This is a genomic window from Sphingobium yanoikuyae (assembly GCF_013001025.1).
Classification (GTDB): domain Bacteria; phylum Pseudomonadota; class Alphaproteobacteria; order Sphingomonadales; family Sphingomonadaceae; genus Sphingobium; species Sphingobium yanoikuyae_A.
Map to the genome: position 1 here is coordinate 1153302 of NZ_CP053021.1, position 24645 is coordinate 1177946.

General features: G+C 66.3%; 26 protein-coding genes and 1 pseudogene. 11 read left to right on the plus strand and 16 right to left on the minus strand.

Features of this window, described 5'->3' with window-relative positions; translation table 11 throughout:
* Nucleotides 1–12: 12 nt before the first annotated feature.
* On the minus strand, nt 13–1701 hold the full coding sequence (locus HH800_RS06070) for an amidohydrolase (RefSeq protein ID WP_169863256.1): 1689 nt from the start codon (nt 1699–1701) through the stop codon (nt 13–15).
* 8 nt (nt 1702–1709) lie between these two features.
* Nucleotides 1710–2579, minus strand: coding sequence for an NAD(P)-dependent oxidoreductase (locus HH800_RS06075; protein WP_010339958.1), 870 nt, complete (start codon nt 2577–2579; stop codon nt 1710–1712).
* 97 nt (nt 2580–2676) lie between these two features.
* Between HH800_RS06075 and HH800_RS06080 the strand changes: the two genes are divergently transcribed.
* The 3 genes from HH800_RS06080 to HH800_RS06090 all read left to right on the plus strand — a co-directional run bounded on the left by HH800_RS06080 (nt 2677) and on the right by HH800_RS06090 (nt 7534).
* Nucleotides 2677–3924, plus strand: a complete 1248-nt coding sequence (locus HH800_RS06080; protein WP_169860508.1) for a threonine ammonia-lyase — start codon at nt 2677–2679, stop codon at nt 3922–3924.
* A gap of 123 nt (nt 3925–4047) precedes the next feature.
* Entirely contained in the window at nt 4048–4866 is an 819-nt protein-coding gene (locus HH800_RS06085) for an arginyltransferase (RefSeq protein WP_004212177.1), read from the plus strand.
* A gap of 121 nt (nt 4867–4987) precedes the next feature.
* Entirely contained in the window at nt 4988–7534 is a 2547-nt protein-coding gene (locus HH800_RS06090; protein ID WP_169860509.1) for an EAL and GGDEF domain-containing protein, read from the plus strand.
* Here HH800_RS06090 and HH800_RS06095 read toward each other — a convergent pair.
* The 6 genes from HH800_RS06095 to HH800_RS06120 all read right to left on the minus strand — a co-directional run bounded on the left by HH800_RS06095 (nt 7515) and on the right by HH800_RS06120 (nt 11909).
* On the minus strand, nt 7515–7892 hold the full coding sequence (locus HH800_RS06095; protein ID WP_169860510.1) for a VOC family protein: 378 nt from the start codon (nt 7890–7892) through the stop codon (nt 7515–7517). The two genes, HH800_RS06090 and HH800_RS06095, sit on opposite strands and share 20 nt — an antisense overlap.
* Nucleotides 7893–7958: 66 nt before the next feature.
* On the minus strand, nt 7959–8825 hold the full coding sequence (locus tag HH800_RS06100) for an RcnB family protein (protein ID WP_169860511.1): 867 nt from the start codon (nt 8823–8825) through the stop codon (nt 7959–7961).
* Nucleotides 8826–8955: 130 nt separating this feature from the next.
* A complete protein-coding gene (locus tag HH800_RS06105; RefSeq protein WP_125987183.1) occupies nt 8956–9441 on the minus strand; it encodes a GAF domain-containing protein in 486 nt (161 codons plus the stop codon).
* 40 nt (nt 9442–9481) lie between these two features.
* Nucleotides 9482–10699 carry a glycosyltransferase family 87 protein gene (locus tag HH800_RS06110; protein ID WP_169860512.1) on the minus strand — a complete coding sequence of 406 codons (1218 nt, stop codon included), beginning with the start codon at nt 10697–10699 and terminating at the stop codon, nt 9482–9484.
* 87 nt (nt 10700–10786) lie between these two features.
* On the minus strand, nt 10787–11212 hold the full coding sequence (gene arfB / locus HH800_RS06115; protein ID WP_169860513.1) for an alternative ribosome rescue aminoacyl-tRNA hydrolase ArfB: 426 nt from the start codon (nt 11210–11212) through the stop codon (nt 10787–10789).
* A gap of 16 nt (nt 11213–11228) precedes the next feature.
* Entirely contained in the window at nt 11229–11909 is a 681-nt protein-coding gene (locus HH800_RS06120) for an RluA family pseudouridine synthase (protein WP_010339964.1), read from the minus strand.
* 86 nt (nt 11910–11995) lie between these two features.
* Between HH800_RS06120 and HH800_RS06125 the strand changes: the two genes are divergently transcribed.
* Nucleotides 11996–12955, plus strand: a complete 960-nt coding sequence (locus HH800_RS06125) for an acyltransferase family protein (RefSeq protein WP_169860514.1) — start codon at nt 11996–11998, stop codon at nt 12953–12955.
* Here the strand turns inward: HH800_RS06125 and HH800_RS06130 are convergent.
* Nucleotides 12952–13638 (minus strand): TetR/AcrR family transcriptional regulator, encoded by a 687-nt coding sequence (locus HH800_RS06130; RefSeq protein ID WP_169860515.1) that lies wholly within the window; start codon nt 13636–13638, stop codon nt 12952–12954. The two genes, HH800_RS06125 and HH800_RS06130, sit on opposite strands and share 4 nt — an antisense overlap.
* 119 nt (nt 13639–13757) lie before the next feature.
* On the opposite strand from HH800_RS06130, the gene HH800_RS06135 reads away from it, so the two are divergent.
* On the plus strand, nt 13758–14504 hold the full coding sequence (locus tag HH800_RS06135; RefSeq protein ID WP_125987192.1) for an SDR family NAD(P)-dependent oxidoreductase: 747 nt from the start codon (nt 13758–13760) through the stop codon (nt 14502–14504).
* Between the two features lie 12 nt (nt 14505–14516).
* Here HH800_RS06135 and HH800_RS06140 read toward each other — a convergent pair whose 3' ends face one another.
* The 3 genes and pseudogenes from HH800_RS06140 to HH800_RS06150 form a co-directional block, all read right to left on the minus strand.
* Nucleotides 14517–15071 (minus strand): hypothetical protein, encoded by a 555-nt coding sequence (locus HH800_RS06140; RefSeq protein WP_169860516.1) that lies wholly within the window; start codon nt 15069–15071, stop codon nt 14517–14519.
* Between the two features lie 89 nt (nt 15072–15160).
* Complete coding sequence (locus tag HH800_RS06145; RefSeq protein ID WP_037520882.1) at nt 15161–16021, minus strand: sigma-70 family RNA polymerase sigma factor; 861 nt, start codon at nt 16019–16021, stop codon at nt 15161–15163.
* Nucleotides 16021–16475, minus strand: a pseudogene (locus tag HH800_RS06150) (carboxymuconolactone decarboxylase family protein). Before HH800_RS06150 ends, HH800_RS06145 begins: the two are co-directional and overlap by 1 nt.
* Before the next feature lie 171 nt (nt 16476–16646).
* Here HH800_RS06150 and HH800_RS06155 point away from each other — a divergent pair.
* A complete protein-coding gene (locus HH800_RS06155) occupies nt 16647–16832 on the plus strand; it encodes a hypothetical protein (RefSeq protein ID WP_004212193.1) in 186 nt (61 codons plus the stop codon).
* Nucleotides 16833–16951: 119 nt separating this feature from the next.
* Here HH800_RS06155 and wrbA read toward each other — a convergent pair whose 3' ends face one another.
* Nucleotides 16952–17551 carry an NAD(P)H:quinone oxidoreductase gene (wrbA, locus tag HH800_RS06160; protein WP_004212197.1) on the minus strand — a complete coding sequence of 200 codons (600 nt, stop codon included), beginning with the start codon at nt 17549–17551 and terminating at the stop codon, nt 16952–16954.
* Between the two features lie 138 nt (nt 17552–17689).
* The gene (locus HH800_RS06165; protein WP_037507968.1) at nt 17690–18409 is read right to left on the minus strand and encodes a pirin family protein; all 720 of its coding nucleotides are present in this window, start codon (nt 18407–18409) and stop codon (nt 17690–17692) included.
* A 108-nt stretch (nt 18410–18517) separates the two neighbouring features.
* Between HH800_RS06165 and HH800_RS06170 the strand changes: the two genes are divergently transcribed.
* From HH800_RS06170 to HH800_RS29460, 3 genes are all read left to right on the plus strand, one after another.
* Nucleotides 18518–19411, plus strand: coding sequence for a LysR family transcriptional regulator (locus HH800_RS06170; RefSeq protein ID WP_169860517.1), 894 nt, complete (start codon nt 18518–18520; stop codon nt 19409–19411).
* A gap of 287 nt (nt 19412–19698) precedes the next feature.
* Entirely contained in the window at nt 19699–20406 is a 708-nt protein-coding gene (gene ctrA, locus HH800_RS06175) for a response regulator transcription factor CtrA (RefSeq protein ID WP_004212203.1), read from the plus strand.
* A gap of 156 nt (nt 20407–20562) precedes the next feature.
* Complete coding sequence (locus tag HH800_RS29460) at nt 20563–21180, plus strand: methyl-accepting chemotaxis protein (protein WP_169860518.1); 618 nt, start codon at nt 20563–20565, stop codon at nt 21178–21180.
* Between the two features lie 91 nt (nt 21181–21271).
* Here the strand turns inward: HH800_RS29460 and HH800_RS06185 are convergent, their stop codons facing one another.
* Both HH800_RS06185 and HH800_RS06190 read right to left on the minus strand, forming a co-directional pair.
* On the minus strand, nt 21272–21958 hold the full coding sequence (locus tag HH800_RS06185) for a hypothetical protein (RefSeq protein WP_169860519.1): 687 nt from the start codon (nt 21956–21958) through the stop codon (nt 21272–21274).
* Nucleotides 21959–22057: 99 nt separating this feature from the next.
* Nucleotides 22058–23380 carry a S8 family serine peptidase gene (locus HH800_RS06190; protein WP_169860520.1) on the minus strand — a complete coding sequence of 441 codons (1323 nt, stop codon included), beginning with the start codon at nt 23378–23380 and terminating at the stop codon, nt 22058–22060.
* A gap of 90 nt (nt 23381–23470) precedes the next feature.
* Between HH800_RS06190 and HH800_RS06195 the strand changes: the two genes are divergently transcribed.
* Nucleotides 23471–23959 carry an RNA polymerase sigma factor gene (locus tag HH800_RS06195; RefSeq protein WP_004212209.1) on the plus strand — a complete coding sequence of 163 codons (489 nt, stop codon included), beginning with the start codon at nt 23471–23473 and terminating at the stop codon, nt 23957–23959.
* Nucleotides 23956–24642 carry an anti-sigma factor family protein gene (locus HH800_RS06200; RefSeq protein WP_169860521.1) on the plus strand — a complete coding sequence of 229 codons (687 nt, stop codon included), beginning with the start codon at nt 23956–23958 and terminating at the stop codon, nt 24640–24642. The genes HH800_RS06195 and HH800_RS06200 overlap by 4 nt, the downstream gene beginning before the upstream one ends.
* Nucleotides 24643–24645: the final 3 nt, after the last annotated feature.

A 24645-nucleotide genomic window follows, 5' to 3' on the forward strand; every position in this document is an offset into this window, starting at 1 on the left:
GTTGAAGGGGCATCACTGCCCCTTCACATAGACCCGCTTGCCGTTGATCCAGGTTTCCAGCACCTGCGTGCCGCGAATGTCGGTCGGGCTGGCCGTCTCGATATTGCGGTCGATCAGCAGGAAGTCCGCCCGCTGCCCCGGCACCAGGCTGCCGAATTTCTTCTCGGCAAAGCCAGCAAAGGCCGCCTGCCGGGTAAAGCCGTCCAGCGCTGCCTCGAAGCTCACCTTCTGCTCGGGCATCCAGCCGCCGGCCGGCTCGCCCCTGGCGTCCTGTCGCGACATGGCGGCGGCAATGCCGGGGAAGGGATTGGGGCTTTCGACCGGCACGTCGGAGCCGAACGCCAGCGGCACATGATTGTCGAGCATCGCCTTCCAGGCATAGGCGCCCTTCAGCCGGGCCTCGCCCAGCCGCGCCGTCGCCATGCGCCAGTCCGACGTCTCATGCACCGGCTGCATCGACGCGATCGTGCCATAGCGGGCAAAGCGCGGCAGGTCGGCCGGATCGATGATCTGGGCATGTTCGACGCGCCAGCGCCGGTCGCCGCTATAGGTGTCCGACATTTCCTGGATCGCGTCGAGTATCTCGCCATTGGCAGCGTCGCCGATCGCGTGGACAGCAACCTGGAAATTGTCCATCGCCGCCCGGCTCATGATGTTGCGCAACTGGGTCGAGGGGATCATCGGCAGGCCGCGTTGGCCCGGCGCATCGCTATAGTCCGCCTTCAGCCAGGCGCCGCGCGACCCCAGCGCGCCGTCCAGCAGCAGCTTGATCCCGCCCATGCGCAGATGATCGTCATACAGCCAGGGCGTGGGTTCCGGCCCGGCGATCAGCACCATATTGTCGAGGCCATAGGCATAGGACATGATCCGCACGCGCAGCGCGCCGCGGTCGGCCGACCGGCGGAAGGCCTGCCAATCCTCAATGCTGGTGCCCATGTCGGCAATGCCGGTGATACCCACCGCCAGCAGTGCGCGCTGCGCTTTTTCCAGCGCATTGTCGCGATCCTTGGGGGCAGGGGCGGGCACGACCTTCTGGATCAGGTCCATCGCCTTGTCGACGAATACGCCTGCCGGCTTGCCCGCCGCCATCTCGATCCGGCCACCGGCCGGCGCCTTGGTCGTGGCGCTGACGCCGGCCGCGCGGATCGCCGCGCTGTTGGCCCAGCCCGCATGGCCGTCGATCCGCTCCAGCCAGACCGGGATGTCGCCCACGGCCGCGTCCAGTTCGGCGGCGGTCGGGAACCGGCCCAGCCCCCATGTCTCCTGGTTCCAGCCGGTGCCGATGATCCATTTGCGGCCGGTATTCTCCTGCGCATAGGCGCGGATCTTCGCCTGCGCCTCGGCCAGCGATTTCGTGTCGGACAGGTCCAGCGTGATCAGCGACAGGCCAAGCCCCATGACATGGCCATGCGCATCGATCAGGCCGGGGATCAGCGTCTTGCCGCCCGCGTCCAGCTTGAAGCTCGGGCCTTTCGGCCGCTCGGGCCAGGGCTGGCCGCGCTTGGGCTTCTTGGGCTTGTACTCGGGCTCCTGATAGCGGCCCTGGATCAGCTTCTCGACCTTGCCCTCATCGTCGATCATCAGCGCGCCGAAATGGACGATCTTGCCATCCGGTCCGATGGCGATGCCGTTCACATTGTCGATCACGCCCGACGCATAAGCGGGCATCGGCAGAGCAAGCGCGGCGATCGCCGCCAGCATCATCTTCCTCATGCGCGGGTGATCCGCCGCACCAGCGCGCTGGTGTCCTGCCGGTGGCCGCCCATCGCCTGCACGTCGGCGTAATATTGATCGACCATCGCCGTCACCGGCAGGGTCGCGCCATTGGCCCGCGCTTCCTCCAGCGCCAGCCCCAGATCCTTGCGCATCCAGTCCACCGCAAACCCGAAATCGAAACTGTCCTGCGCCATCGTCTTCCATCTATTGTCCATCTGCCAGCTTTGCGCTGCGCCCCCCGAAATCGCCTCGAACACCTTGTCCAGGTCCAGTTCCGCCGCCTGGGCAAAGCGCATCGCTTCGGCCAGGCCCTGCAGAACGCCGCCGATGCAGATCTGGTTCACCATCTTCGTCGTCTGGCCCGCGCCGGCCTTGCCGACATGGACGATGCGCGCGGCATAGGCCTGCATCACGATCGTCGCGGCCGCCACCGCCGGGGCGGATCCGCCGCACATGATCGACAGCCGGCCATTTTCGGCGCCCGCCTGTCCGCCCGACACCGGCGCATCGACGCAGTGCAGGCCCAGGCTCTCGCCCTCGACGGACAATTGCCGCGCGATCCGCGCCGACACGGTCGTATGGTCGATGAACAGGCCGCCCGGCTTCATCGTGCGGAACGCGCCTTCGCGCCCCAGCGTGATCTGGCTCAGGTCATCGTCGGTGCCGACGCAGCTGATGACGATGTCGGCCTCCTCGGCGGCCTTGGCCGGACTGATCGCGACTTCGCCGCCATAGGCCTCGGCCCAGCTCTTGGCCTTGCCGATCGATCGATTGTAGACGGTCAGATGATGCCCCGCCTTGGCCAGATGCCCCGCGATCGGGCCGCCCATGACCCCCAGGCCGATAAACGCGATATTAGCCATAAGCCTCGTACATTTCGTGCGTGCAACCAAGCCATAGGGCCAGTTTTCGGCAAGTGCCAGTTTCTTCACCGGCAATTTTGCGTTAGGGCGCTGCGCCATGAACACGCTGAGCAAGATAGAGGGCGCCCTGCCGCTGCCCGTCACCGTCGATGACATCCTTGCGGCCCGGACACGCATTTCCGGGTCGATCGTCAAGACGCCGACGCTCATTAGCCAGACCTTCTCGCAAATGCTTGGCTGCAACGTCTATCTGAAGTTCGAAAATCTCCAGTTCACCGCCGCCTACAAGGAACGCGGCGCGCTCAATCGTCTGCTGCAACTCGATGAAGCGGCCAAGGCCAAGGGCGTGATCGGCGCCTCGGCTGGCAACCATGCGCAGGGCCTTGCCTATCATGGCAAGCGCCTTGGCGTGCCCGTCACCATCGTCATGCCGACCACCACGCCGATCGTGAAGGTCACCCAGACCCAGGGCCATGGCGCCACCGTCGTCCAATATGGCGAGAAGTTCGACGACGCCTATGCCCATGCCCGCAAGCTGGAGGTGGAGCAGGGGCTGACCTTCATCCATCCGTTCGACGAGCCCGACATCATCGCCGGCCAGGGCACGGTCGGTCTGGAAATGCTGGAGGATGCGCCGCAAATCGACACGCTGATCATACCGATCGGCGGCGGCGGCCTCTTCTCGGGCATCGCCACCGCGGCGCGCGCGATGAAGCCGGACATCCGCCTGATCGGCGTGCAGGCGGAACTCTATCCGTCGATGTATGACTTCATAAAGGGCGCAGACCTCGCCTGCGACGGCGACACGCTGGCCGAGGGTATTGCGGTGAAGCAGCCGGGCGAACTCACCCGCCGCTTCGTCGAGCGTCTGGTCGACGATGTGCTGCTGGTCACCGAACGCCGGCTGGAGGAGGCGGTCAGCCTGTTGCTCCAGATCGAGAAGACGGTGGTGGAGGGCGCCGGTGCCGCCGGCCTGGCCGCTCTGCTCAGCTATCGCGAGCAGTTTGCCGGTCGCAATGTCGGCCTGATCCTGACCGGCGGCAATATCGACACCCGCCTGCTCGCCAATGTGCTGCTGCGCGATCTTGCCCGTTCGGGCCGTCTCGCCCGCCTGCGCATCATCCTGCAGGATCGGCCCGGCGCGCTGTTTCATGTCGCCCGCATCTTCGACCAGGAAGCGGTCAACATTCTGGAACTGTCGCACCAGCGCATCTTCACCAATCTGCCGGCCAAGGGGCTCAGCCTCGACGTCGAGTGCGAGACCCGCGATGGCGCCCATCTCCAGCGGCTGATCACGGCGCTCGGCGCGGCGGGTTATGAGGTCGCGCCGATCGAGGTTGCCTGATTTTGGGACATGCTTAACCATCGGTAAAAATTTCGTGGTAAATGACCTTTTCATGGTTGGGCCGGGACGGCATAGTCCGACCATGAAAAGGCAAATTCGCATGACTGAATCGGGGGGAGAGGCATGAGCGCACCATTCCGCTTTCCGCGTTTCTTCGTGACGAACCCCAGCCCTTGCCCCTATCTGCCGGGCAAGAGCGAGCGGAAGGTCTTCACCGAACTCAACGGCGACAATGCCTCGGAACTCAATGATGCGCTCGGCCGCATCGGCTTCCGCCGCAGCCAGAATGTCGCCTATCGCCCCAGCTGCGCCGATTGCTCGGCCTGCGTGTCGGTCCGCGTCGTCGCGCAGGAGTTCAAGCCCAACGCGACCCAGCGCAAGCTGATCCGCCGCAACAGCGACCTCGTCGTCACCGCCTGCAAGCCTTGGTCGACCGAGGAGCAGTTCGAACTGCTCCAGCGCTATCTGCGCGCACGGCATCCCGGCGGCGGCATGACCGAAATGGACGAGATGGACTTTGCCGACATGGTCGAACAGACCCCGGTCGAAAGCCATGTTGTCGAATATCGCCTGCCCGGCGAGGATGGCCGCCCCGGCAAGCTGGTCGGCGCCTGCCTGACCGATCGCCAGGGTGACGGCCTGTCGATGATCTACAGCTTCTTCGACACCGAACTGGAAGATCGCCCCGGCCTCGGCAACTTCATCATCATGGATCATATCCAGCGCGCTGCTCGCGCGGGCCTGGCCTATGTGTATCTGGGCTATTGGGTCGATGGCTCGCAGCGGATGCAGTACAAGATCCGCTATCGTCCGCTCGAAAAGCTCAGCCGTGCCGGCTGGGTCCGCTTCGATCCGGAGGAGCAGGCGCAGGCGATCCGGGTCGTCATGCCGCGGGACGAGCCGCCGCTGCCGGTCGAACTGGCCGCCATCTTGCGCCGCTGACGGCGCAGTTTCTGTAATTTACAAATTCCCGATCATTCCGGTTACGTGCAGGCTTGTTTAAGCTTTTCCTGCATCATCGCCGGCATGAGGAACAGGGCGGCACGGCAATCGGGGATGGGCGATGGATCGCTTCGCTGATCGGCGCTTTGCCGATGGCGCCCGCGAACTTGGCGGGCCTGCGGCTCATATGCCGTCCGGCGCCCATGTTGCGCACAGGGCATTATCCGCGAAAATCAAGCATGTACGTCCACCCGTCATTCACTGGTTCGCGGATTATCGCGGTCGCCTGCTGACCTACTGGGTCGAGGGCGAGGTGCGGGGCGGGGGGCTTCGCATGGGGCTGATGCGCCATGGCTGGCGCAAGGGCTTTGATTCGGTCGATATCGGGATCATCATACGGGCCGCTGCCGCGTCGTCGCAGCCGGAACCGCTGGTCGTTCGCCTGCGTTGCGCAGATGGCGCAAGCCGCTGGTGCCTGCTCCGCATGACGCGGCAGGCAATGCCCGCAGGGGCATGGCGCTGGTATGGAACGGTCGAGGATATGCATGATCGTCGCGACAAACAGGCTGAATTGCTGGAAACCGCGCTGGCGGAAAGTCGCGAACATCATCGCTGGTCGGTAGAACTCAGCCCCCAGGTTCCCTGGACCGCCACGCCCGATGGCGCGATCGAGGAGGTGGGGCCGCGCTGGCGCGATCTGACCGGCAGCTCGCCCGAACAGGCGATGGGCGCCGGCTGGATCAACGCGCTGCATCCCGACGACATGGACCGGACCCTGACGTTGTGGCGCGAACGGCTCCAGTCGGGCGACCCGGTCGATGTCGATTATCGCCTGCGCCTGCGCGACGGCAGCTATCGCTGGATGCGCGCCCGCGCGGCCGCCCGGCGCGATGGCAAGGGCGCGATCATCCGCTGGTACGGCACGCTGGAGGATATCCATAATCAGAAGCTGGCGCAGCAGGCGGTGGCAGAGAGCGAGGAGCATTTCCGCCTCGCGGTGCAGTCGGCGCGGCTCGGCATCTGGGACTATGACGCCCGCTCGGGCCAGCGCAGCTGGTCGGCGGAATTCCGGGCGATGCTGGGCCTGACGGCGGATGCGCCGGCGACCACCGAACTGGCCCTGTCGCTCGTGCATCCCGATGATCGCCACAAGCTCAAGGCGATGATGGACGGCGTCGCCGCCAATGTCCTGCCGCCCCATTTCGAGGCGACCCTGCGCGTCCATCGCGCCGACAATGGCGCGCTGCGCTGGATCCGCAGCACCGGCTGGGCAACGCGCACGGAAGTCGGCCAGTTGCGCCGGATCATCGTCACCTTCCTCGACGTCACCGAACAGCGCGATGCGGAAGAACGCATCCGCTGGGCCGCCACCCACGATCCGATGACGCGGCTGCCGAACCGGACATTGTGGCAGGGTGTGCTGGAGGAACTGGCGGATCAGGCGCGCCCGACCGGCGCGGGCTTCGGCCTGATGCTGTTCGACATCGATGACCTCAAGCGGATCAACGACTCGCTTGGCCATGACGCGGGCGACGCGCTGCTCTGCGGCTTTGCCGAGCGTCTGGCGGCGGCGGCGCCGGCCGATGCGGTGGTCGGTCGCCTGGGTGGGGACGAGTTCGGCCTGATCGCCGCCTCGCTGGTGGATAGTGCGACCGTGCAGGCCTGCAGCCAGGCGATATTGGACAAGATGCGGGTGCCCTTCGCCTATCAGGGGCAATTGCTCGAAGCCGGGGTCAGCGTCGGCGGCGCCGTGTTCGGCGAGCATGGCGACGATGCGCATGAACTGTTCAAGGCGGCCGATCTGGCGCTCTATGCCTCCAAGGCGAGCGGTCGCAGCCGGCTCACCATGTTCCATTCCCAGTTGCGGGCCGATGCGCAGCAGCGCAGTTCGATGATCCACATGGCCCGCCAGGTGATCGCCGAGCGGCTGGTCGAGCCCTATTATCAGCCCAAGGTCGACATGCGTAGCGGACAGGTGCTGGGCTATGAGGCGTTGCTGCGCTGGCAGCATCCCCGGCTCGGTGTCCAGGCGCCCGCCACCATTGCTGCCGCCTTCGAGCATGGCGAACTGGCCATCCGTCTGACCGACCTCATGCTCGACGCGGTGCTGCACGACATGGCGGCCTGGCTCCGGATGGGCTTCGATCCCGGCCGGGTGGCGGTCAACGCCTCGGCGGCGGATCTGCTTCAGGCCGATTTTGCCGATCATGTCCTCGCCCGGCTGGATCAGCATGGCGTGCCGGCACAGAATTTCGAGATCGAAGTGACCGAGTCGGTCTTCCTTGGTCGCGGCGCCGATCAGGTCGCGCGCGCGCTTGACCGGTTCGCGCGGGGCGGGGTGCGTATCGCCCTCGACGATTTCGGCACCGGCTTCGCCTCGCTCAGCCATCTCAAGCAATATCCGGTCAATGTGCTGAAGATCGACCGCAGCTTCGTCAGCCATGTCGACAGCGATGCCGGCGACGCCGCCATCGTCGACGCCGTCATCAAGCTGGGCAGCAGCTTCCGCATGGAGGTGGTGGCCGAAGGCGTGGAGACCGCCGAACAGGCCGCTTTACTGCTCCAGCATGGCTGCCATATCGCGCAGGGCTATCATTATGGCCGGCCACAGCCCGCCGCATCGGTCCTCGCCGCCCGCGGCGTCGCGCCTATCGCGCCGAAAAAGTGACCGCCTCTATCTTGTTGCCGTCGGGATCGCGCACGAAGGCGCCATAATAATGCTCGTCATATTGCGCCCGCACGCCCGGCGGCCCGGCATCGCTGCCGCCCAACTCCAGCGCCAGTCGATGAAATCCGTCGACCGCGCCGCGATCGGCCGCGACGAAGCAGATATGGATGCCGTTGCCCGCGCTCGCGGGCGCGCCATCGACCGGCGTCTCGACGCTGAACACCACGTCGGTCACGCCATAGTCGAGCGAATGGGGGTTATCGCGCAGGCTGCGATAGCCCAGCAGCGCCATCAGCGGGTCGTAGAAGGCCCGTGCCCGCGCCACATCATTGGTGCCCACCGATACATGATGCAGCATAACGCCACTCCCGTCGCCTGATCCAAACCGTCAACGCACCAACCCATGGTCGCGGTTCCAGACGGTTCAGCGCGGCGCGGCCTCGGTCGCGTAGCGGGTGGTCGCCTGGGTTGTGCCGTCGGGATTGATGATGATGGTCGTTACCAGCGGCGGCGGATAATAGAAGCCGCCCGAAATATAGCCGCCGGGCGGCAGGCCGGGCACCGGCGGAGCGGCCGACACGACGGTCGTGGTCGCCGGCTGGTTCGACCAGTGCGTGCCGCTCGTCGCCGCCACCGATGCTGGCGGAGCCGACGGAGCCGCCGCAACAGTTGTCACCGTCGGCGCGCTCGGGCTGACGGCGCTGCTGGCATAAGCGGGCGCATCATAATCCACGCCGGGGCGGCTGGACGGGGCGGGCTGTGGTGCGGACTGCGGCGCGGGGCTATAGGTCACCATGTCGTCGGGCGCACTATATCCGGCCTGGCCGCCGGAACTGGCGATGACGGCCGGCTGCGGCGCCCCCTCTTCATAGCCGCCCTCATAGCGCGACCAGTCGATGCCGCTGCGCACGTCGCGCACCCGGCCATATTGGTCGGTCATCACCGCATCGTCATAATAGCGCGACCAGCCATAGCCGGTGGTCGGCGCCGGCAGGCCATAGACGCCATAATTGGCGATGAAGAAGCGCGGATGGACCCAGTAGGCGGGCAGGGCAAAGCCTACGCGTGGCCGCTGATAGCTTTGCCAGCCGCCCGGCGCGGCCCAGCCGGCATACCAGCGCCCGTCATAGCGCGGCCCCCAGCGATGGGCGGTGGCGGTCGTCGCCGTGGCGGTGGTGCGGACCACGCTGGTGCCGGACGTCGCTGGCGCCTGCGCGGCAACCGGCCCCGCAAGGCTGGCGATCAGCGCCATGGCGCTGCTGGCGAAGAAAAAGCGCGCGGCCATCATCATGCTCCCTGTTCCTGCAGGGGCGTCAGGCCGCCCGCACGGTCATCATGCTAACGCGGAAATTAGCATGACGATCCGTGCAACGCCATGTTCGGCTTATGAAATCCTGTCCCGGAACGGGGCAGGGCGGCGATCAGCCGATGCGGCCGGCGATCCGCGCGACCAGTTCTTCCAGCCCCTGCTGGTCGGCACTGTCGAACCGGGCGGGGCGGGGGCTGTCCAGGTCCAGCACGCCGATCAGCCGGCCGTCATGCACCACCGGCACGACGATCTCGGACGCACTTGCCGCGTCGCAGGCGATATGGCCGGGGAAGGCATGGACATCGGCCACCAGCTGCGTCTCGCGCGTCTGCGCGGCGGTGCCGCACACGCCGCGGCCCAGCGGGATGCGGATGCAGGCCGCCTTGCCCTGAAAAGGCCCCAGCACCAGCTCATCCTCGACCATGCGATAGAAGCCGGCCCAGTTGAGGTCGGGCAGGAACTGCCAGATCAGCGCCGACAGGTTCGCCATATTGGCGACCGCATCGGGCTCGTCACGGGTTAGCGCGTCGGCAGCGGACAGAAGATCGGCGTACAGCGTCGCCTTGTCGGCGTCGGCAGCGGGGGCGAAATCATACATGGGCACGCATATAGGATGGCCCGCACCGCTCGGCCAGAGGCTAGGATGTGGGGACGGGATTATCGATCCATCGCCGCTTGAGAGGGGCCGGCAACAGCAGATCTGCATAGGATATGCCCGTGTAGCAGCGTATCTGGACGACAAGGCCGGCAAGCAGGGCGATCGGTGCAATGAGGTTCCACGCCATCACCAGCAAGGGCGCGGCAAAGGCCATCCACAGGATGATCCGCTCTTTGCGATGAAGCGCGTGCCATTGGCCATAAAGCAGGATCGCGAAGCCAAGGCAGCAAACCGTCAGGTCATAGTTGAAGATATAGGGGGTGATCAGGGCCGTCGCGGTGGCCGTGATGAAGGCCAGTTGATGGACGGTGCAGTGACGCGCGCGCCAGACCATGTAGAGCGCGCTGCCCGCAAACAGGGTCTGGGCCAGCAGCGGCAGCCAATAAGGCCCCGCGCGCAGCGCGACATAGGCCGATGTCATCATGAAGAAATAGAATTTCTCGCCTTCGGCGGTCATGATCCGGGTTTGGAGGGCAGAGGTATCCGTCAGCCAGGTGGGCCAGAGATCGAAGCCGAACGCCAAGCCGCTCAGCCCGATCAGCCCCAGGGTGACGGCGAGTGCCGCGCCTATCGCCCGGAAGGCCCTGCGATGGACCAGCGTCAGAGCAATCAGCAGGCCCAGATGGGGCTTGAGCGTCAGCAGCCCGGCGACAAGGCCGGCGCGGACCGGCGCATGGCGCAACTGGGCGAAGAACAGCAGCCACAGGCCGCCAATGACGAACCCATAATGGCCGACCCAGATATTGACGATCGCCGCCGGCGTCAGCAGCGCAAGCCAGGGGGACAGGCCGGCCGGTATGTAGGGACGGGCCGCCCAGGCAAAGAAGATGGCGCCAAGGCCCGTCCACAGGGCGAGCGCAACCGGATAGGGAAACAGCGCAAAGGGTATCGCCAGGAACAGGCTATGCGGAGGATAGGAGTAGTTCAGCATCTCCAGCGGGCCGAAAAGCCCGGCCTGCCAGTCCATATAGGACTGAAAATCATAGAGACGCTCAAGCTGGTCGGTCAGTGCGAGCGTTCCGCCGGACCAGACATTGAGGAAATCGCGGCCGATCAGAAGTCGGGCTTCGGGCAGGTGCAGGCCGTCAAGTTGGCGCAAATCCGAGAGGATCAGGAAGACGCCCAAGAAGGTGGCGGCAACCCACATGAACCAGTTCCAGGGGCGCGGTGGCAGAAGAATAGGGCGTTCGGCCGGCATGGCATCCTCGGGAAGCTGGGAACGCAGTCCTGCGCTCAGCCCTTCCTAGCAAAGCAATGATGGTTAATTCGTAAATGGCCGCTAGATTCAGTCCATCCTGACCCGGCCGCGTCCGGCCTTCACGCTGGCGCGCTTGACCTTGCCGTCGACGCGGCGCTTCTGCGAGGCCTTGGTCGGCTTGGTCGGGCGCCGCTTCTTGGGCACGATCGTTGCCTCGCGGATCAGCGCGAACAGCCGCTCGCGCACCTCCTGCCGGTTGAGCAGCTGCGATCGCGCGCCCTCGCTGCGCAGGATCAGCACGCCGTCGCGGGTCATGCGCGATCCGGCCAGGTCCGCCAGCCGCTGCTTCACCGCATCGGGCAGGCCGGGCGAGGCGGCGACGTCGAAGCGCAGCATCACCGCGCTGTCGGTGGTGTTCACATGCTGGCCGCCCGGCCCCGACGCGCGCGCGAAGCTCTCGACAATCTCGTCGCTGTCGATCGCGATGGAGCGGGTGACGGGGATGGCGACCATGGCGCAGGGCCGGGGCTTACAGCCCGGCTTCCTCCAATATCTCGGGGCCGAAGCCGGCATCGACGAAGCTCTGCGGCAGCGGTGCGGTCGCCTGCGCCGGCGGCTTGTTGTCGCCGCGCGGCACGCTCAGGAACCGGCTGTGCAGCAGCATCGCGCCCTGTCCGTCGCCATAGACCGGATCGCCGACGATGCCGAAGCCCAGCCCATGCTGGGCATGGACGCGGATCTGGTGGGTACGGCCGGTTTCGGGCGTGAAGGCGATCAGCGCACGGCCGTCCTTAACCGCCAGCTTGCGCCAGTGGGTGACGGCGGGCTTGCCGGCCTTCGCCGCGATCATGCGCCAGCCCTGGCTCGGCGTGCTCACCTTCTTGAGCGACAGGGCGATCGTGCCTTCATCCGCCTCGGGCACGCCCTCCAGTACCGCGACATAGCGCTTCTCGACCGTGCCGGCCTCGAACGCGGCGGCAAAGCGCTTGTGCGCCTTGGGATTGCGCGCCAGCAGCAGGCAGCCGCTGGTGTCGCGGTCCAGCCGGTGGACCGCCAGCGGCCAGCGCTGGAAGCCGAAGGTCAGCGAGGCGAGGTGGTTTTCAAGGCTGATCGATCCGTCGCGCGGCGCATCGACCGGCAGGCCGGCCGGCTTGTCGAGGATGATGGCCTCGCCATCGATGAACAGCACTTTGTCGCTAAGCAGGGTCAAATATCAATCCGATCGGGAAATCTGGCATCCGGGTAATCTGGCTGGGCGATTGACGCCCACGCCGCATCCTATAGGGCGTGGAGCCGATGGAGAATAGGGGCCTTGCCTGTCAACATGCGCCGCAGCGGCTAGACTGGGTCGATGTCGCGCGCGGCATCGGCATCATCGCCGTGGTGGTCGGCCATGTCTGGACGCGTGGGCCCTTGCGCGACGCCATGTACAGCTTCCACATGCCGCTCTTCTTCCTGCTGTCGGGCATGCTCTCGCGGCCGCATCCCGTCGGCGCCTTCACCCGGCGGCAACTGGTCAGCCAGATGCGCCCCTATGCGATCTTCCTCGCGCTGCTGATCCTGGCCGATCAGATCATCGAACCGGCCAAGGGCAATCTGCCGATCTTCCACCAATGGCCGCGCGATCTGCTGCCGATCCTGCTCGGCGGCTATTGGCTGCGTGGCCCCTATACCATCTTCTGGTTCGTGCCCTGCCTGATGCTGGCGCGCATCCTGTTCAACCTCGCGCTCAACCGCTGGCCCGATCCGCGCGACCGGCGATGGGCATTGCTGCTGATCCCGATGCTGCTGCTCGCCTATGCCATTGGTCATGTGACACCGGCCTCGCCGCTGGGCCTGCTGAGCGTGCCGATGGCGATGATCCTGCTCTGGGTCGGCGCGCTCTGGCCCCGACTGCACTGGCGCAATTTCTGGATAGCGCCGCTCGGCCTGCTCGCGCTGGCGGGCCTTTGCGGCTGGCTACCGACGCTCAACATGAAGGCGGCAGACTATGGCTGGCCGCTGTTCTCTATCGCGTCCGGCATCGCGACGTCGCTGCTGCTGTTCCGCCTCTCGGCGCGGCTCGCGCCAGTCGCCGCCCCGCTCGCCGCGATCGGCCGGGCGTCACTGGTCATCATGTATCTGCACGTCGCGATCATCCATTATGGCACGCCCTATCTGGCCAGGCCTTGGCTGCTCGCGCTTGCGCTGCTGGCGCCCTTCGCCCTGTGGCACCTCATCCGCCTGTCCCCGCGCCTCAGTCGCTGGATGCTCTAGGACAAGGACGGCGCCGACGCTGGCCAGGATCGCCAGCCTGCCAGGAAAAAGGCGATGGCCGCCATGGCGCGCGCATGCGTCCGGTCTGAAACGCCGGCCGGCTCGATCCCCTGCGCCGCCCGGTCCAGCGCCTCGCCGGCAACCAGCCGCACGAACATGTCCGCGCCCAGCCTGACGGTCTCTGCCGGCCGGCCGCCATCCTCGGCCAGGATGGCCGCGATCGCCGTGCTCGCCCGCTGGAACGGGCCATCGACGCTGAGCGCCAGCCCCGGCTGACGCGCAGCCTCGGCCACGATCATGCGATACAGCGCGATCGCATGGGGATTGAGCAGCCAGCCGAGCAATATCTCGCCCGCCGCCTGCAAGCGCTGTTCCAGCGGACCGGCCTCGACCCGCGCCAGATTGGGCATGCCCGACTGGCGGGCCAGGCGCTCGACCACCTCTACGAACAGGTCCGACTTGGTCCGGGCGCGGCGATAGAGGGTGCGCTTGGTCACCCCGGCGCGGCGGGCGATGGCCTCCATGCTGGCCCCCTGGAAACCGGCCTCGATGAAGGTCGCCAATGCCGCATCCAGCATGGTCGTTTCAATCTGTTCGGCCGCCTCGCGCGATGGCCGGCCGGTCGGCCGCGCCGATCCGTCGCTCCCTGATCCGTCAGCCCGCTGGCTGGTGTCGGCGGCCATCCCTGCTTTCCATCCATTCGGCTCCGGCATAAAAGGATACGGAACCGGATACTTTGAGTCGAGTTTAATTCCCATAAGTCATGCCGTCGCCCGGCGGCGATAATCAAGGAGCAGTTGGAATGGCGTTGTTTCAGGATCGGGTCGCGATCGTCACCGGCGGTGCATCGGGCATCGGCGAAGCGGTGGTGAAGGATTTGCTGGCGGAAGGGGCGAAGGTTGTCATCGCCGATTTCGACGAAGCGGGGGCGCAGCGTCTCGCGCAATCCTGTGGCGAGGATCGGGCGCGCGCCTTCAAGGTCGATGTCAGCGATGCACAGGCGGTCAGCGCCAGCGTCGACTTCGCCGTCGAAACCTTCGGCGGATTGCATCTGGCGGTCAACAATGCCGGGATCGGCGCGCCGTCCACGCCGCTGGCCGACATCGCCATCGATGACTGGCACCGGGTTGTCGGCGTCGATCTGCACAGCGTCTTCTACGGCATGAAATATCAGATCCCGGCGATGCTGAAATCCGGTGGCGGCGCGATCGTCAACATGGCCTCGATCCTGGGCGCGGTCGGCTGGGCCGGTTCCGCCGCCTATGTGACGTCCAAGCATGCGGTCGTCGGCATGACCAAGACCGCCGCGCTGGACTATGCCGGCCAGGGTATCAGGGTGAATGCGGTCGGGCCGGCCTTTGTCGAAACCCCGGCACTCGGCAAGACCATGACCGATGCGGAACGGGCGGTCCTCGCCGGCCTGCATGCGTTCGACAGGCTGGCGCGCCCGGAGGAGATCGCTGCCATGACCAGCTTCCTCCTGTCCGACCGCGCCTCCTTCATGACCGGAACCTATTATCCGGTCGATGGCGGCTATCTGGCGCGCTGACGGCGCGGGGCGTCAGCCCTGCTGGATCAGCGACAGCCGATGATCCTCGCCGGCGCGGGCGACCAGGGCATAGGCGGCCTGGGCGATGACCTGCGCCTGGCTCAGCGCGGCGGCATCCTCCTGCTGGGCGGGGGCGACCGGGTCGGCGACGGCCGATGCCGCTGGCGACGCATAATAGCCCGCGTCGGACAATTGCGTGTCCAGCGTGGTTTCCGGCGCCGCGACGGCCTGCGATCGCGGCGCTGGCGTGGGGGCGCTATAGGTGAGGGGCGACAGCGAAGGTGACAGGGAAACGCCGTCGCTGACGACGACGGCTGTTTCGCTTGCGATCACCGGCGCCGGCGCGGTCGCTGCGGCAGTTGGTGTCGTTTCGACCGCCGGCTGGACGCTGGCGACCGGCTCGCTCGCCGCAACCGGCGTGGTGGCCGCCGGTGTGCTCGCCTCTGTCACTTTCGCTGTCGTGCTGCCGCCATTCTGGTTCGCCTGCCGAACCTTTTCGGCAAATTCTTCCATCGCCTTCTTGAACTGGCCCCAGCCATTGCCTGAGCCGCCGATCGCACCAACCATCTCTGTTTCGCTCCCGGTCCCCGATCCTGCCATGGCGCGGCAGGGGCTGCGATTTTCCCAAGGAACGGGCTTATCCGGCGATTAAGCATTCAATGCAGATGGCGCAGCTTGTCGGGGTTGCGCATGATGTAGATGGCGGTGACATGCCCGTCCTCGATATCGAGCGCGGTGGTCTGCAACTCGCCATCGGCCTCGCGCGTGACGAAGCCGGGCAGGCCGTTGACCATGCAGGTGCGCAGCAGGGTTGACCCATATTTGCCGAACAGCACCGCCAGCGCCTTGTGGACCTGCATCACCTGGCCATGGCCGATTGCCGGGCGGATCGCGGCCGGGCGCTTGCCGCCGCCATCGCTGTGGAAGCTGACATCCTGCGCCAGCAGCGCGCCCAATGCGCTCATGTCGCCGCTGCGCGACGCGGCGAAGAAGGCGCCGGCAATCTCCAGCCCGCGCTGTTTCTCGATCTGGAAACGGGGGCGCGTGTCGCGCACATGGTCGCGCGCGCGGGCGGCGAGCTGGCGGCAGGCGGCGGCATCGCGCTGGATGGTCCTCGCTACCTCGTCAAAGGCCAGCCCAAACACATCGTGCAGCAGGAAGGCGGCCCGCTCCAGCGGCGACAGTCGCTCCAATGCCAGCATCAGCGGCAGAGTGACATCCTCTTCCTCATCAGCCTCTTCGACCAGCGGCTCGGGCAGCCAGGGGCCGACATAGGTTTCGCGCTGCGCCCGCGCCGACTTCATCTGGTCGAGGCAGAGGCGGGTGACGATGCGGCGCAAAAAGGCTTCCGGTTCGCGCACATCGCTGCGGTCGGTGCCCATCCAGCGGATGAAGGCGTCCTGCACCACATCTTCGGCATCGGCGACCGATCCGAGCATGCGATAGGCGACCCGGATCAGGCGGGGACGCAGCGGGTCGAAGCGCGCCGCCGCGTCCATCTGCGTCCCCCGCGCCATCAGGCTGCTGCCTTCATCGGCATGTCATACCAGAGGTTGAAGCCGACGGCGATGCGGTTCCAGCCATTGATGATGTTGATCATCAGGGTCAGCTTCACCTGTTCCTCCTCGGTGAACTCCCAGTTCAGCGCCTCCTTGGCAGCCTCATGGGCATGGCCCTTGGCAATCTCGGTCAGCGCCTCGGTCCAGGCCAGCGCGGCGCGCTCGCGGTCGGTGTAGCAGGGCGCCTCGCGCCAGGCGCTCAGCAGGTAGATGCGCTGCTCGGTCTCGCCCTTCTCGCGCGCTTCGTACGTATGCATGTTGATGCAGTTGGCGCAGCCGTTGATCTGCGACGAACGGATTTTACCAGTTCGATCAGGCTCGGCTCCAGGCTGTCGGCGATGGCGGTGGAGAGGGCGGTCCAGCTCTTCATCAGCTGCGGCGCGGCGGCATAGGGATTGATCTTGTCGGTCATGATACAGCTCCTTTGCTTGCTATTGCTGACATGACGAGACGGCCGCGCCCGATGTGACATGGGCCGCAACTTTTTTCGCAAGGGTCGAAAATATTTTGCCGATTCCGGCTCTGGACAGGGGGCGGGGGCAGGCGCTAGCGGCCGCGCCCTATGTCTATCATTGCCACCATCATGAACACGGCCACCGGCCAGCCCATCCAGAAGATGAAGTTCGAGCGCATGCCCAAGCCCTGGGTGTCGCTGAACCTCGAAAATGGCGAACTGGTCACTGCCGACCGCGTCGTCGTCGGCAAGCCCGCACCGGGCAAGTTCATCACCCCGGTCGAAGTCTGGGTCACGCCGAAGACGCTGGGATAATATAACGCAAAAGGAGCTGGCGCGCAGTCCCGGCGTGCCAGCTCCCTACAACCTGGTGGCGCACCCATGCGACCGAAGAACGCAGCCAGGCCGCGTTCCCCAGACGGCGCGGGTTGCGATTAACCGTGCAATTTGATCGCGGTTTCGGCGATCCGGCGGCCCTGATAGCGGGCGCCGTCCAGTTCTTCCTCGCTCGGCTGGCGGCTGCCGTCGCCATCGGCCAGGGTGGTCGCACCATAGGGCGAACCGCCGCGCACCTTGTCGACGCCCATCTGGCCGGCAAAGCCATAGTCTAGGCCGACGATCGTCATGCCGAAATGCAGCAGGTTGGTGATGATCGAGAAGAGGGTGACTTCCTGGCCGCCATGCTGCGACGCGGTCGAGGTGAAGGCGCCACCGACCTTGCCGTTGAGCGCGCCGCGCGCCCACAGGCCGCCGGCCTGATCCAGGAAGGCCGCCATCTGGCTCGACATGCGGCCAAAGCGGGTGCCGGTGCCGATGATGATCGCGTCATAATCCGCCAGTTCGGCGACGGTCGCGACCGGCGCGTCCTGGTCCAGCTTGAAATGGGCGGCCTTGGCGACTTCCAGCGGCGCGGTTTCGGGCACGCGCTTGATATCGACCTGCGCGCCGGCGGCGGCTGCGCCTTCGGCCATGGCCTTGGCCATCGTTTCGATATGCCCGTAGGACGAATAATAGAGAACCAGAACCTTAGCCATTGTCACGTCTCCTCATCTGAAACCGAAAAGTTGAAAAAGTTGAAAGGGTGGTCGCCCGCACAAGGGAGGGAGCATGCGGGCGACCCGGACCGGTCCGTCGGGGGGAGGGGATGACGGACCGGTGCGTAAGCGTCATGTCTATTCGCTGTCGACCAGGACGATTTCGCTGTCCTCGACCGCGGTGATGGTGATGGGCGCACCGCCGATGATGGCCGCGCCGTCCCGTGCCTCGAAGACCTGACCATCGATCTCGATCCGCCCCGTCGCCGGGACCAGATAGAGATGGCGGCCTTCGCCGGCCTCATAGGTCACGCTGTCGCCGGCCTTGATCGTGCCGCCCAGCAACCGGGCGTCGGCCCGGATGCGCAGCGCTTCCTTGTCCTCGTCATGGCCGCTGGCCAGCACGACCAGCTTGCCGGAGCGATCGCCCTTCGGGAAGGGCTTGGCGCCCCAACTCGGCGATCCGCCGACCGACCGGGGAATGACCCAGATCTGGAACAGGGTGGTGGTCTCGTCCTCCAGATTATATTCGGCATGGCGGATACCGGTGCCGGCCGACATCACCTGGACGTCGCCCGCCTCGGTGCGGCCCTTGTTGCCCAGGCTGTCCTGATGGGTGATCGCGCCGGTGCGGACATAGGTGATGATCTCCATGTCGCTGTGCGGGTGGGGCGGAAAGCCCGAGCGCGGGCCGATCTCGTCGTCATTCCATACCCGGATCGCGCCCCAGCCCATGCGGGCGGGATCATAGTAATTGGCGAAGGAAAAATGATGCCGTGCGTTCAGCCAGCCATGGTCGGCATGGCCGAGCGACGCGAACGGGCGGCGCTCGATGCGGCTCGCGGTTGTCGTGCTCATGGGGTCTGCCTTTCGATTGCGATGCCGGATGCTTCCGGCTTGCTTTCCGACAATCTAGCGATCAGGTTCGTTTCTTGAATAAGCAGTGTTGAAACGGATTGTTTCCCTATGCGCCTACCGGATTTCGAGGCCTGGGCGATGTTTGCCGCCGTGGTTGAACATCGCAGCTTTACCGACGCGGCCAAGGCGCTCAGCGTCTCCAAGGCCACCGTGTCCAAGGCGGTGACCCGCCTGGAGCAGCATCTCGACACCAGCCTGTTCAGCCGCACCAGCCGCCGCCTGGCGCTGACCGAGAGCGGCCGCCGCCTTGCCGATCATGCCCAGCGCATCCTGGCCGAAGGACAGGCGGCGGAGGAGGCTGCGCGCGACGAGACTGCTGAACTCTCCGGCACGGTGCGGCTGGGTGCGCCGATGAATTTCGGCCTGCTGCGGATCGCGCCGCTGATCGCGCAGTTCACCAGGGAAAATCCGCTGGTCGATGTCGACCTGCATCTGTCCGATGCCAAGATCGACATTGTCGAACTCGGCCTCGACGCCACCATCCGCATCGCCGACATGCCCGACAGTTCGCTGCGCGCGCGCCGGCTGGCGGATGTCCATATGCATGTCGTCGCCTCGCCCGCCTATCTGGCCGATCGCGGCCGTCCGACCCATCCGTCCGACCTCGGCAGCCATGACTGCCTCTGCTATTCCAACGTCACCGCGCCCGATGTCTGGCGCTTCACCGGGCCGGGGCAGCAGAATGTGACGGTGCAGGTCCGCGCGCGCATCACCGTCAACAGCGGCGAGGCGATGATGCCCGCGCTGCGGCTTGGCGTCGGCATCGCCCGTCTGCCCGATTTCATCGTCGGCGATGCGATCCGTTCGGGCGAACTGGAGGAGATTTTGCTCGACTGGCGGCCACCGCCCTTCGGCCTGCATCTGGTGACGCCGCCCTCGCGCCTGCGGCCGGCGCGGGTGGAGGCGCTGCTCGACTTCCTGACCCGCCACCATGGTTGCTGAGGCTGGTTTACGAAGTGCAAATTTCCGCCTCGTGATCGCCACGGATCGCCCGTGCGAAAGGCGGAACCAGGGCAGGACTTTGCTCGTTTCATCCCGTAATCCAGCTTGACTCGGCGGGCTTCGTTACGGGTCAACGCTTTGTAAATAGATTCGTTTTTATACGACTCGCGGATTCCTGCGGGTTAGCGAAAAATTAACCTTTGTCCTTCAGAAGTTTTTTGGTTAATGATTGCGAGCAGAAACCGTTCTGGTGGGGTGAACGGACCTGCGACACGAAGGGGCTTCCAATGCGCGTGCTGCTGATTGAGGACGAACCGACCACCGCCAAGGCGATCGAGCTTATGCTCACGACCGAGGGCTTCAATGTCTACACCACCGATCTCGGGGAAGAGGGCCTCGATCTCGGCAAGCTGTACGACTATGACATCATCTGTCTCGACCTGAACCTGCCCGACATGCACGGCTATGACGTGCTGAAAAAGCTGCGGGCGGCACGGGTGCAGACGCCGGTGCTGATTCTGTCGGGCGTCGCCGAAATGGACAGCAAGGTCCGGTCCTTCGGCTTCGGCGCCGACGATTATGTCACCAAGCCGTTCCATCGCGAGGAACTGATCGCGCGCATCCACGCCGTGGTCCGCCGCTCGAAGGGCCATTCGCAGTCGGTCATCCGCACCGGCAAGCTGGCGGTGAACCTCGACGCGAAGACCGTGGAAGTGGACGGCAACCGCGTCCATCTGACCGGCAAGGAATATGCGATGCTGGAGCTGCTCTCGCTCCGCAAGGGCACGACCCTCACCAAGGAGATGTTCCTCAATCATCTCTATGGCGGCATGGACGAGCCCGAACTCAAGATCATCGACGTGTTCATCTGCAAGCTGCGCAAGAAGCTGGCGCTGGCCTGCGGTGGCGACAATTATATCGAGACCGTCTGGGGCCGCGGCTATGTGCTGCGCGATCCCGATGAGGTCGAGGCGCTCGAAGCGCGGGTTGCCTGATCGACCGCTGATTGCATGTCAGGGGGTGGAAAGGCCGGCGGTCCGATGGGATCGCCGGCCTTTTCCGTATCCGCCATATTGTTACAAATTATGTAATTTCCATAGAATTAAGCTGCCATTTACCATCGATGCCTAGGCCGGGGGTGAAGGAGTTTTATGTTCATGGGCCAGGCCATTCACCCCCACAGCCGCGATGCCGTCTGGGACGCCATCTGCCGTTCGCAGGCGGTGATCGAATTTGCGCCGGACGGCACGATCCTCTGGGCCAATGACCTGTTCCTGGCGACCATGGGTTATGCGCTGGGGGAAATTGTCGGCCGCCATCACCGCATCTTCTGCGACGAAGGTCAGGCGCGCTCGACCGCCTATGCAGCCCTGTGGGACAAGCTGGCGCAGGGCGATTTCGATGCCGGCGAATATCGGCGCCTCGACAAGCATGGCCGCGACATCTGGCTGCAGGCCACCTATAATCCGGTCTTCAATGCCGAAGGCCGGGTGGAGCGAATCCTCAAGATCGCGACCGACACCACCCCGTCCAAGATATTGCGCGCGGAACTCAAGAGCACGGTCGACGGGCTGGTCGACATTGTCGACACGATCAGCGGCATCGCCAACCAGACCAATCTCCTCGCCCTCAATGCCACGATCGAGGCAGCACGGGCGGGCGAGGCGGGGCGCGGCTTCGCGGTGGTCGCGGCCGAAGTGAAGAAACTGGCGGGGGACACGCGTGCGGCGACCGATCGCGCCCGCGCCATGGTGGTTGCGTCCAGCTGACATCGCCACCCGACTGCGGACATGATGCGGCCGGCGATCCGATGGGGATCGCCGGCCGCTTCCGTCAGGCGACGGTTACGGGGTTATGGGGTCAGTCCGTGGCCTGATCGGAAGAGGAAGGGGTAGCGGCCTCGCTCTGCGGCTGGCTGGTGCTGCCATGGGTCTCGCCGCTGCCCGAAACCTGCCCGCTCGCGTCGATCGAGGCGGCGCTGCCGACGGCATGGGTCGCGCTGCCCGCGACATTGCCCGCCGTCGACCGTGCGCCGCTGGCCGTCGAACCGGCCCGATCCCGTGCGGAGGCAACCGTGCTGCCTGCCCGGTCACGGGTCGATGCCACGGTGCTGCTGGCCCGATCGCGCGCCGTCGCGACGCCGCTTTGCGCCCGATCCCTTGCGGCGCCGACCGTGTCGCTCGCCCGGCTGCGCGCCGTATCGGCCGCGCCGGTCACATCGCTGGTGCCCAGCGTATCGACCGCCAGATTGCCGCTGGCCGATCCCGATCCGCTGGCCGAGCGGCTCTTGCCACGACGGCTTGCCGATCCTTCGGCGCGGCCACTGCCGTTGCCGCTGGCGCCGACCCGGCCATTGTCGAGGTCGATGCTGCGATCGAGGCTGCCCGATCCGCCGAACGAACCGCCCAGCGTGCCGCCCAGGCCGCCGGTCATGCCGCCCAGTCCGCCGCCACCCAAGGCGCCGCCACCGCCCAGCAACTGGGCCGATGCGGGAGCCGTGGTGAGCGCCGCGAGGCAGGCGGTTGCGATGATAATCTGCGTCTTCATGGACCGTCTCCTTGGTCATCTTGATCCGATGACAGGACAACGGCGGGGCGTTTCGCTTTAATCCCGAACGTCTGAATTTTTCTCGCAAGGTACGGAAATTCAATCCATATTTCTGCAAGTCTCGCACAATATGCCGGCGCCATAACCCTTGCCGCGACCGGGTTTTGCCTCCCGCCGCAGCGCCTCGACCGATCCGCCCGCCATCAGCCGCCCGGCCACCAACGGCGCCGCAAAGGATGTGCCGCGCACCTTGCCTCGGCCGCCGTCCATGTCGGCGGCCATCATGTCCGCACCGGGCGCGGCGAAATCGACATGGGCCGCGCGCCCGGCCTCGGGCAGCAACCGGTCCCGCCCGTCGACGCCGGTTACGGCGATCACCTGCGGGTAGGATGCGGGGTAGGCGGGCGGGGCGGCCGGGCCGTCATTGCCGACTGCCGCGACCAGCATCACCCCCTTGTCGCGCACCAGCCGGATCGCCCCGGCCAGCAAGGGATTGTCCGGCCCGACCAGGCTGATCGTCACCACCCTCGCGCCGCGCGCCGCCATCCAGCCCAGCGCGCGGACGATGGCAAAGCTGCTGCCGCCGGCCGGATCGTCGCCATAGACGTCGGCGACCAGCAGCGGCGTGCCCGGCGCGGCGCCCTTCACGCTGCCATATCCGCCGATCAAGGATGCGACCGCCGTGCCATGGGCGCTGGCCCTCGGCGCGCCGGCCACGAAGCCGCGCTGCTCGATCGGGCCGGCCAGCGCCGGATGCGCGGCCACGCCGCCGTCGATCAGGCCCGCCGCGCCGCGCCCGACACTGCCATGGCCCGCCAGTGCAGCCGATCGCCGCTCTGTGGCCACGCCGCTCGGGAAATAGAGATTGTCGGCGCTTGCCTGCGCCTGCGGGGCGATCTTGCGCACATTGCGCAGCGCGCGCGCCAGGCTCTGCCCGTCCGGCACGGTCAGGCGGGTGATCGCCATGTCGATCCCCTCCGCCTCGATCCGTTCCACGCCATAGCCGGCCGCCCGCAGCTTATCGATCGCGGCCGCGTCCGCCGCGGTCAGCAGGATGATGCCCCGCCGCGCCGGCTCTCGCCGGTCGTCCAGTTCGACCGCGTCGCCATGCTGGCGCAGCAGCGCGTCGATCCGCGCCGTGCGCGCCGCTGCCAGCCGATCGGCCAGACGTGCCGGTGACAGCCGGTCCAGTCCACTCTGGTCGACGATACTGCCCAGCCGGTCGAGCGTGTCGGGCACTATCTGGCCGACCCCGCCCAGCGCGCCGCCCCCCAACGTCCCCGCGGCCGGGGCGGGCAGCAATTGCGCCTGCGCACCCGGCGCTGCGAGCCACAGCCCCGCGATCAGCAACGGGCGCGTCCATCTCATCTCTGTCTCTTCCCGCCGGTCATCGCCGGCCTTTTCAGCGTCGAAATCGTCCATCGTCAAAAAAATTCCGGTTGCTGGACTTTCTGAAGGATGAAACGGCCGGGCAGGGACGTTTCATCCCTGTAAGAATATCTTGGAGAAACCATGTCGTTCGAGCGCGACCTGCTGGCGATCCTGCCCCGGCTGCGGCGTTTTGCCGCCAGCCTGTCGCACGATCGCGCCGATGGCGACGATCTGTGCCAGGCCGCACTGGAAAAGGGGCTGCGCGCCCGCGACCAGTGGCAACCGGGCACGCGGCTCGACAGCTGGATGTATCGGATCATGCGCAATCTTTGGATCGATGAGGGCCGCGCGCGCCAGCGGGCCGCCAGAACCTTCGCGCCGGAAGAGGCGGGAGCCGATGTCGGCTATGCGGGGGACAAGGCGGTTGAACAGGCCATGACCCTGTCCGACGTTGACCGGGCGATGCAGGCATTGCCGCCCGAACAGCGCGAGGCGATCGCCCTCGTGCTGGTGGAAGGGCTGTCCTACAAGGAGGCGGCTGCGATATTGAACATACCGATGGGCACGCTGACCTCGCGACTGGTGCGCGGTCGCGGTGCGCTCATCGAACTATTGGGGGAAGCGGCATGACCGACATTGATGAAGCCATGCTGATCGCCTGGGTGGATGGCGAACTGGACGAGGTGACGCGGCGGCGCGTCGACCGCGCCGTGGCGGAAGACCCGGCGTTGGCCGCCCGGCTGGACCAGCATCGCCGGCTGCGGGCGCGGCTGGCCGGCCATTTCGCGCCGATCGCGCAGGAGGATGTGCCTGCCTCGATGCAGGCCATGCTCGCGCCGCCGACGGTGGTGCCGATCGCGCGACCTTCGCGGCGCTGGAGTTGGGTTACGGGCGGCGCGATCGCCGCCAGCCTGCTGCTGGGCCTTGGCATCGGCCATATGTCGGGCGAGCCGGTAGGGCCGATTGCGGTAAAGGACGGCGCAATGCTGGCACAGGGATCGCTTGCCACCGCGCTCGACAGCCAATTGGCCTCGGCTGGGGAGGATGGCCCGGTCCGCATCGGCCTCAGCTTCCGGCGCAAGGGCGGGGGGTGGTGCCGCAGCTTCGACGGCGCGGCCATGGCCGGTGTCGCCTGCCGCACCGATGCCGGCTGGCAATTGCTGCAGGCGGTGCCCGGCAAGGGCCAGACGAGCGAATATCGCCAGGCCGCCTCGGCCGATCCGCGCCTTCTCACCACCATCGACGGCCTGATCGACGGCGCTCCTGCCGATGCGCAGGGCGAACGGGCGGCGCAGGTGGCGGGCTGGCGCTAACTG